Origin of the sequence: Pseudomonas endophytica (genome assembly GCF_001411475.1) — a bacterium.
In the GTDB taxonomy this organism is placed as follows: domain Bacteria; phylum Pseudomonadota; class Gammaproteobacteria; order Pseudomonadales; family Pseudomonadaceae; genus Aquipseudomonas; species Aquipseudomonas endophytica.
In genome coordinates, this window is the sequence record NZ_LLWH01000066.1 from 1 (window position 1) to 7,588 (window position 7,588).

At 55.6% G+C, this 7,588-nt stretch carries 7 protein-coding genes; 3 read left to right on the plus strand and 4 right to left on the minus strand.

From position 1 onward, the window contains the following. Positions 1–745, plus strand: a 745-nt coding sequence (locus AQS70_RS06125; RefSeq protein WP_277620578.1) for an RHS repeat-associated core domain-containing protein, incomplete at its 5' end; no start/stop codon positions are given. A 52-nt stretch (positions 746–797) separates the two neighbouring features. Here AQS70_RS06125 and fdhA read toward each other — a convergent pair. Then, the gene (gene fdhA / locus AQS70_RS06130; protein ID WP_055102009.1) at positions 798–1,997 is read right to left on the minus strand and encodes a formaldehyde dehydrogenase, glutathione-independent; all 1,200 of its coding nucleotides are present in this window, start codon (positions 1,995–1,997) and stop codon (positions 798–800) included. A gap of 245 nt (positions 1,998–2,242) precedes the next feature. Here fdhA and AQS70_RS06135 point away from each other — a divergent pair, with 245 nt between their 5' ends. Both AQS70_RS06135 and AQS70_RS23905 read left to right on the plus strand, forming a co-directional pair. After that, the gene (locus tag AQS70_RS06135; protein WP_055102010.1) at positions 2,243–3,259 is read left to right on the plus strand and encodes an RHS repeat-associated core domain-containing protein; all 1,017 of its coding nucleotides are present in this window, start codon (positions 2,243–2,245) and stop codon (positions 3,257–3,259) included. Between the two features lie 2 nt (positions 3,260–3,261). Beyond that, positions 3,262–4,095, plus strand: coding sequence for an RHS repeat-associated core domain-containing protein (locus AQS70_RS23905; protein ID WP_082428045.1), 834 nt, complete (start codon positions 3,262–3,264; stop codon positions 4,093–4,095). Between the two features lie 7 nt (positions 4,096–4,102). Here AQS70_RS23905 and purU read toward each other — a convergent pair whose 3' ends face one another. From purU to AQS70_RS06150, 3 genes are all read right to left on the minus strand, one after another. Beyond that, on the minus strand, positions 4,103–4,960 hold the full coding sequence (gene purU / locus AQS70_RS06140) for a formyltetrahydrofolate deformylase (RefSeq protein ID WP_055102011.1): 858 nt from the start codon (positions 4,958–4,960) through the stop codon (positions 4,103–4,105). Between the two features lie 107 nt (positions 4,961–5,067). Beyond that, positions 5,068–5,700, minus strand: coding sequence for a sarcosine oxidase subunit gamma (locus tag AQS70_RS06145; protein WP_055102012.1), 633 nt, complete (start codon positions 5,698–5,700; stop codon positions 5,068–5,070). A gap of 12 nt (positions 5,701–5,712) precedes the next feature. After that, positions 5,713–7,588: glycine cleavage T C-terminal barrel domain-containing protein (locus AQS70_RS06150; protein ID WP_277620579.1), on the minus strand; the 1,876-nt coding region annotated here is incomplete at its 5' end.

A 7,588-nucleotide genomic window follows, 5' to 3' on the forward strand; every position in this document is an offset into this window, starting at 1 on the left:
GGTGTATACGCCCTTTGGACATCACGCCAACGACACGTTACTCAGCGTTATAGGATTTAACGGCAAACGACCTGAACCCGTTACCGGGCATTATTTATTGGGCCAAGGTTATCGAGCGTATAACCCGTTATTGATGCGCTTTAATAGCCCAGACAGTTGGAGCCCGTTTGGTGAAGGGGGGATTAATGCGTATGCGTATTGTGATAATGAGCCGGTGATGAGGCAAGACTCTACCGGACATCTATGGCAATGGGCAAAAATCCTAGGAAGGGGGCTTGGGGTTGTGAACACGACCGAAAGAACTAATAGGAAAATTGCGGGGCTTTATGGCGCAGTGCTTAAAGAAATAAAAAAAATTGATCCGAAGTTTACCAGCGTTATAGCCCCAGCCAATTCTACAACTAGTAAAACTACTAAATCAGTGAGCGGAAAAGTCGGAGAAACAATAAGCAAGAGTCGCTCCACCCTTGACAAAGCATTGAAAGAGATAAAAAAAGCAAACAAAATCAGCTCAAAAAAAAGCACCACAACACCTGAGAGAAACTTTTTTTCCCTCCCTGATTCTAGGAAATCCAGAGAAATCTTAAATAACCCTATCCTAGCGTACAGCACACGTAACCAAGCCAACTTGAACTTGGGCATAAGTTATATTGTGGAAAAGAGCCGTCGCGCAACATTAGAAATGCTGAGACCCGTAGAGCGTGATTTAGGTCTATTAATAAATGCGCGTAATATCAGGGCTTAATAGCACTATGAAAAACTCCAAGGCGACGGTTGGTGCCTTGGAGGTTTATCATTCAAACACCACTAAACAACCCATGCGGATCAATCACAAACTTCTTCGGCACGCCCGTATCAAACTCGCCATACCCACGTGGGGCGTCATTCAAACTAATCACTTCAACCCCCACAATGTCGGCAATTTTAATCCTGTCCCACATAATCGCCTGCATCAGTTGGCGGTTGTATTTCATGACCGGGGTTTGCCCGGTGTGGAAGGTGTGGGATTTGGCCCAGCCCAACCCAAAGCGGATGCTCAGGCTGCCCATTTTGGCGGCAGCATCCACAGCGCCCGGGTCTTCGGTGACGTAGAGGCCCGGTATGCCGATTTTGCCCGCCACCCGCACCACGCCCATCAGTGAGTTAAGCACCGTGGCCGGGGCTTCGTGTTTGACGCCGTCATGCCCGTGGCCGCGGGCTTCAAAGCCCACCGCATCGACCGCGCAATCCACTTCGGGCTCGCCCAGCAACTCGGCGATTTGTTCATGCAGCGGGGTGTCTTTGGACAGGTCGGCGATCTCAAAACCCTGCGCTTTGGCGTGCGCCAAGCGGATCGGGTTGACGTCACCGACAATCACCACCGCCGCGCCCAGCAAACGCGCCGAAGCGGCTGCGGCCAAGCCCACTGGGCCAGCGCCTGCGATGTAAACGGTGCTGCCCGGCCCTACGCCTGCGGTCACGGCGCCGTGGTAGCCCGTGGGCAGAATGTCCGAGAGGCAGGTCAGGTCGCGGATTTTCTCCATCGCCGCGTCGCGGTTCGGCAGTTTGAGCAGGTTGAAATCGGCATACGGCACCAGCACATATTCCGCTTGGCCACCGACCCAATCGCCCATGTCCACGTAGCCATACGCGCCACCAGGGCGCGCCGGGTTAACCGTCAGGCACACCCCGGTATTTTGCTCTTTGCAACTACGGCAACGCCCGCAGGCCACGTTAAACGGCACCGACACCAGATCGCCGACTTTCAAATGCTCAACGTCACGCCCGGCTTCAATCACCTCGCCGGTGATCTCATGCCCCAGCACCAGCCCGACTTGCGCCGTGGTACGGCCGCGCACCATATGCTGGTCAGACCCGCAAATATTGGTCGACACCACCCGCAGGATCACCCCGTGGTGGATCGGTTTGCCTTGAGGGTTTTGCATCTTGGGGAAAGGAATGCTCTGCACTTCAACCTGGCCATTACCCAGGTACACCACACCGCGATTGTCAGCCATCGTATTCACCTTAATTGTTGTTGGAGGTGATGCAGTCGCAAACGGCAAGCGCTAACCTGCCGACAGGTCTGCGTTGTTTGTTGCTTGCAGCTTAGAACGTGGGGCTACTGTTAAAGCACCACCGTACGACCTCGACATAGGCAAATGCGCCGTAGGCGAGGCGGCTACCTAGTAGTTCTGCTAGCTAGGCAAGCTTGGTGACTACCTCAATACTGAATAATGACTTCTATTGAGGCGTAACCAAAATGCCCAAGCTAGTAAGCCAGTACCGCTATGACCCACTGGATAGGCTTGTCGACATTAATACGCTCCGCCGTTTTTACTGCGGCAAACGTATTGCCAGCGAAATCGAGGGCGACGTCACCCGGCAATTTTTTGAATCTAACGCTCAACCCCTCGCTCTGCGCCAAGGTCCTTATGCAAGCAGCGTATTAGTCGCTACTGACCTTCAAAGCAGCGTGCTGCAAGGCGTGAGCCCTCAAGGCCACCAACCCAAAAGCTACTCACCCTATGGCTGTCACTGCGCTACAGGCGGCTTAAAAAGTGCCCTAGGGTTTAACGGCGAACGGCCAGAAAGACTTACCGGGCATTATTTATTGGGTCAGGGTTATCGAGCGTATAACCCGGTATTAATGAGATTTAATAGCCCGGACAGTTGGAGCCCGTTTGAAGCCGGCGGTATTAATGCGTACACCTATTGCACTGACCCTGTTAATCACGGAGACCCGTCGGGACATTTCATCAAAGCCTTTTTACGAAAACTAAAGTTGATAGCCCCTTCTGAAATAAAAACAAACCGACTCATTTCAGCTCTAAACAGTAAAACCGTAAAATTCGGCCCTGCCTTAAAACATTATGGGATCGCGGATGATAAGGTGCCCACTTCATTGAGCAATCTGAAAGGAGAGCATTTACTTATAAAACTAGCTTCTACACAAAGAGAATACAATCGCGCTTTACGATCCATAAAAATAGAGCAGGATTTTTTAGATTCCCGAAATATAAAAGCCCTTAACACGCCTGACCATAGTACGGGTGTTAAACTTTACGAATTTCCGAAAAACGGTGATAAAAGCGCGATAGTCAATAGCGCTTATGCACGGTTAAAAAATTCACTCCGTTGGGTGCAAGACTATCACAAGGTCAGTTCCGTCTATCTTCAGGAAAGACTGGTCAGAGAAGGCCGAGTGTCATTGCTGCCAAATAAAAATGTACCTTACTGGGACCGCTACTTCGGCACAAATCCAAGAAGGGGCTCTTAAACATGAAACCTTGCGTTGCAGCGCTATCAATGGTCTATCACTACGACCCGCTGGACAGACTGTCCAAGGTCGATGAGCGGCGTCGCTTTTATAATCGTCAACGGATCGCCACCGAGCTAGAAGGGCCGGCTCACCGTTGTTTTTTTGAGTCATTGACTCAGCCATTGGCTCAGCGCAAACCGGATGATGACACGTCCTCGACACTGCTGATGACTGACCAGCATTCTTGCGTTCTGTTAAGTCTCAATACCGACGGGCCACAACCGTATGCCTACACCGTGTACGGGCATCGCCCCATATCAATGAACCAACAGATTGCGCAGGGATTTAATGGCGAGCGAGTCGAGTCCACCACCGGGCACTATTTACTGGGCCAAGGGTATCGGGCGTTTAATCCGGTATTAATGCGCTTCAACAGCCCGGACAGTTGGAGCCCATTTGGCAAAGGTGGCACTAATGCGTACGCCTATTGCAAAGGGGACCCGGTCAATCATGTCGATCCTGATGGGCATCTCGCACTTTACCCGCTCAAAATCCATGTCATTGCCCTTGATGTGGTTCAAAGAGGTCGACCCAGAGCGCCAGTCAGTACCCGCCTCCTCCGATCGCGCTCACCGTCACCACCTAACTTTATTCCACCCCCTCCTCCCGTTCCTCTCCCTCCTCCCGCTCCTGTGGCGGGAGTACCTGCACATAGCGTTCCAGTGGTCCACCTCCGGCCAGCGCCGCCGCCCAACGTAATGCCACCTCCCCCGCCCATTCCTGTGCAGACATCACGGGCGCCCAACTCGGCTGCGACTGTCAGCAACACAATCAGTTCTATTCGCGAAACCTAGGCTGGGGTTACAGCACCACCGTGCGCCCACCATTTAAAAATACCCGCCGTTCAATGTGATACCCCACACCCCGCGCCAGGGTCTGGGCTTCGATGTCGCGGCCTTTGGCGATCAGGTCTTCGGGGTAGTGGCTGTGGTCAACCACCTCCACGCCTTGGGCGATGATCGGGCCTTCGTCGAGGTCGTTATTGATGTAGTGCGCGGTGGCGCCCACCAGTTTTACGCCTTTCTCATAGGCTTGGTGGTACGGCTTGGCGCCTTTAAAACCGGGCAGCAAGGAGTGGTGAATGTTGATCGCTTTGCCGTCGAGTTTGCGGCACAGCTCAGGCGACAGCACTTGCATGTAACGGGCGAGGATCACCAGTTCTGCGCCGGTGTCTTCGATCACTTGCCACACGCGGGCTTCTTGCGCGGGTTTGTTGGCCGGGTCGAGGGCGAAGTGGTGATACGGGATGCCATGCCATTGTGCCAGCGGCTCAAGGTCGGGGTGGTTGGACACGACCGCGACCACGTCCATCGACAGTTGGCCGATGCGCTGGCGATACAACAAGTCGTTGAGGCAATGGTCGGCCTTGGACACCATGATCAGCACTTTGGGCCGGTAGTGCGGCGGGGTCAGCTCGAAGGCCATGCCGAAAGCTTGACCGCGCTCTGCTAACCCTGCGCGAAAGTGCTGTTCGTCAAACCCTTCGGGCTGACGAAATTCGACGCGAATAAAGAAGCGCCCCGAACGCTGATCATCGAAAGAGTGATGCTCAGTGACGTAGCAGCGGTGTTCAAACAAATAGCGGGTCACGGCATCGACCGTGCCCAGCAGGCTGGGACAATCGGCAGTGAGGATCCAGGTGTCAGGGGCGCGGCTCATTAGAGATTCCTTGTTAAAACCCCCCTGTAGGAACTGCCGCAGGCTGCGATCTTTTGATCTTAAAAAAAGATCGTAGCCTGCGGCAGTTCCTACAGAAGAAGAATGTGTTATGCCTCGACACTCAGCCCATATTCTGCGGCTGCATCCTGCAACCACAGCCACCAATAGTCCGAGAAGCTTCGGCGGATGAGCAGTTCCCAGGTGTCTTCAGCGGTGTGCCGAATCACTAACTGCGACTTGGCGAACACCGTGCCCACCGCCTTGCCCACTGGGAAGTTATCCGGGTGTACGTCGTAGCTGGTGGACTTCATCAACACGTCGCGCACGTTCGGCCCGCTTAGTTCCAGCAGTTGCTGACCACCGCTGACATTGACCACCGAGATGTGCAGCCCAACCAACGCGGCGCGCAAGGCCTGTTCCACGGCGTATTCCTGGCCGCCGGGGACAATCAGCAGCCACTCGTCCGGCCCCATCCATTGCAGCGAGCTGTCGTCTTTAGCGACAAGGCTCAAGGCCACCGGCAGCTCCAAGCCCAGCGCTTTGTGCACGCCTTCGGCAAAGGCCGGATCTTTGGCATCGCCACGCAAGGTCAGGTGGCCCAGCAGTTTTTTCTCGCGCACTGTCACCCCAGGGTTAGTGCGGCCTTTGCCGATCAACGTGGCCACGTTGGTGTGATGCAGCGATGACTCTGCTTTGGCGCCCGAGTCCGGGCGTTGTTGGTAAACGTTTGCGGTCGTCATGAGATCACCCACTCAAATATTCTGCCGGTCGCCTTTGGGGTCGAAAAACACCGAAGACACAATTTCAGCCTCGATCACGCTGCCATCCGCTTGGGGTGAGAACACCCGCTCGCCGATGCGCTGCAAACCGCCTTTGACCACACCCATCGCAAACGAATACCCCAAGGAGTTATGGGCATAGCTGGAGGTAACATGGCCCACCATGGTCATGGGGATGGCCTGCTTGGGGTCGAAGACTAATTGCGCGCCTTCGGGCAGCCATGTGTTTGGGTCAACCGGTTTGAGGCCCACCAGCTGTTTGCGCTGTTCACGCACGCAGTCTTCACGGTTCATGCCGCGCCAGCCGATCCATGAAAACGGTTTGCTGCGGCCCACGCACCAGCCCATGTTCAGGTCGTCCGGGGTCATGGAGCCGTCCGTGTCTTGGCCGACGATGATGAAGCCCTTTTCGGCCCGCAGGACGTGCATGGTTTCGGTGCCGTAAGGGGTCAGGTTGTACGGCTTGCCCGCCTCGACAATTTTTTCCAGCACGCCCATCGCGTAGTCAGCTTGGATGTTGACCTCATACGACAGTTCGCCGGTAAACGAGATACGGAACACTCGGGCGGGCACGCCTGCTACCAGCCCTTCTTTCCAGGTCATGAACGGGAACGCCTCGCGGTCCAGATCAATGTCGGTGACTTCACTGAGCAGTTTGCGGCTGTTAGGCCCGCTCAAGGTCAGCGTCGCGTAGTGGTCGGTGACCGAGGTGAAATACACCTTCAGCTCTGGCCATTCGGTCTGTTGATAGATCTCCAGCCATTGCAGCACACGGGCCGCGCCGCCGGTGGTGGTGGTCATAACGAAATGGTTGTCGGCCAAGCAGGCGGTCACGCCATCGTCGAAGACCATGCCGTCTTCTTTGCACATCAACCCGTAGCGCGCCTTGCCCACGTCGAGTTTGGTCCAGGCGTTGGTGTAGATGCGGTTCAAAAATTCCCGTGCGTCGGGGCCTTGAATGTCGATTTTACCGAGGGTGGAGGCATCCAGAAGGCCAACGCTGTCACGCACCGCTTGGCACTCACGCTTGACCGCTGCGTGCATATCTTCACCGTTACGCGGGAAGTACCACGGGCGTTTCCACTGGCCGACGTCTTCAAACTCAGCGCCCTGTTTGACGTGCCACGCGTGCAGCGCGGTGTAACGCACGGGCTCGAAAATGTGCCCACAGTGACGACCCGCGATCGCGCCATAGGTCACCGGCGTGTAGTTGGGGCGGAACATGGTGGTGCCCATCTGCGCGATGGTCACGTTCAACGAACGGGCGGCAATGGCCAAGCCGTTGACGTTGCCGAGCTTGCCTTGGTCCGTCCCAAAGCCCAGCGCGGTGTAACGTTTGACGTGCTCGACCGACTCAAACCCTTCGCGGGTGGCCAGTTCAATCGCAGCGGCAGTGACGTCGTTTTGCAGGTCGACAAATTGTTTCGGGCCCCGTGCCGTACCTTTTTCGTGGGGCACATGAAACAGCGCCACCGTCGGTTCCTGAACCTGATTCAACGCTTTGGGCAGCACACCCTCAACCGATTTGAACCCGGCTTCACTGGCCGCACGTGCGCCGCCTTCAAAGCCATCAGCCAAGCTGTCACCGAGCGCATAAACCCCATTAATACCGCCGACGCACACGCGCTTTTGCGGCGCTTCGCCCGGTACAAAACCCAAAATATCTTCACGCCAGATCGGCTTGCCACCCAAGTGCGAGGCCAAATGCACCACCGGGCTGTAACCGCCCGAGGTGGCCACTAGGTCACAGACCAGCCATTCGCCGGGGCTGGTGACGCTATTGGAGGCAAGGTCAATGGCGGCCACGCGGGCGCCGGTGACGCGTTTAGTGCCACGGCTTTCGATCACC

Coding starts and splice junctions, on each gene's coding strand:
- fdhA (WP_055102009.1), bottom strand. CDS start 1,997: ATGGCTGACAATCGCGGTGTGGTGTACCTGGGTAATGGCCAGGTTGAA.
- purU (WP_055102011.1), bottom strand. CDS start 4,960: ATGAGCCGCGCCCCTGACACCTGGATCCTCACTGCCGATTGTCCCAGC.
- AQS70_RS23905 (WP_082428045.1), top strand. CDS start 3,262: ATGAAACCTTGCGTTGCAGCGCTATCAATGGTCTATCACTACGACCCG.
- AQS70_RS06145 (WP_055102012.1), bottom strand. CDS start 5,700: ATGACGACCGCAAACGTTTACCAACAACGCCCGGACTCGGGCGCCAAA.
- AQS70_RS06135 (WP_055102010.1), top strand. CDS start 2,243: ATGCCCAAGCTAGTAAGCCAGTACCGCTATGACCCACTGGATAGGCTT.